Below are 308 nucleotides of genomic sequence, written 5' to 3'. Positions count from 1 at the left end.
GCGCCGACGGTGTCGGCGGCGGTCACCTCGACGGCCTCGGAGGACGCCGCCGCCTACACGATCGACCTGCTCACCAACGCCGCCGATGTCGACCACGACGCGGTGCTGCACATCGCCAATCTGACCGCTCCGCTGCCGGCCGGGCTGACGCTCGATGCCGACGGCCACACGCTGCATATCGATCCGAACGCCTATGACGCGCTCAAGCAGGGCGAGAACGCGGTGCTCAACCTGAGCTACAACGTGGTCGACGAGCACGGCGCGTCGGTGGCGCAGACCGCCCAGGTCACCATCACCGGCGCCAACGA

At 69.2% G+C, this 308-nt stretch carries 1 protein-coding gene; it reads left to right on the top strand.

The window, feature by feature from the left end; all coding sequences use genetic code 11:
- The coding region (locus O7A05_RS34255; RefSeq protein ID WP_337097826.1) for a cadherin-like domain-containing protein at positions 1–308 on the top strand (308 nt) is incomplete at both ends.

Source organism: Mesorhizobium argentiipisi (SeqCode), assembly GCF_037179585.1.
In the GTDB taxonomy this organism is placed as follows: Bacteria; Pseudomonadota; Alphaproteobacteria; order Rhizobiales; family Rhizobiaceae; genus Mesorhizobium; species Mesorhizobium argentiipisi.
The sequence above is the reverse complement of the archived record's forward strand: the minus strand, read 5'-3'. Positions and strand labels throughout refer to the sequence as shown.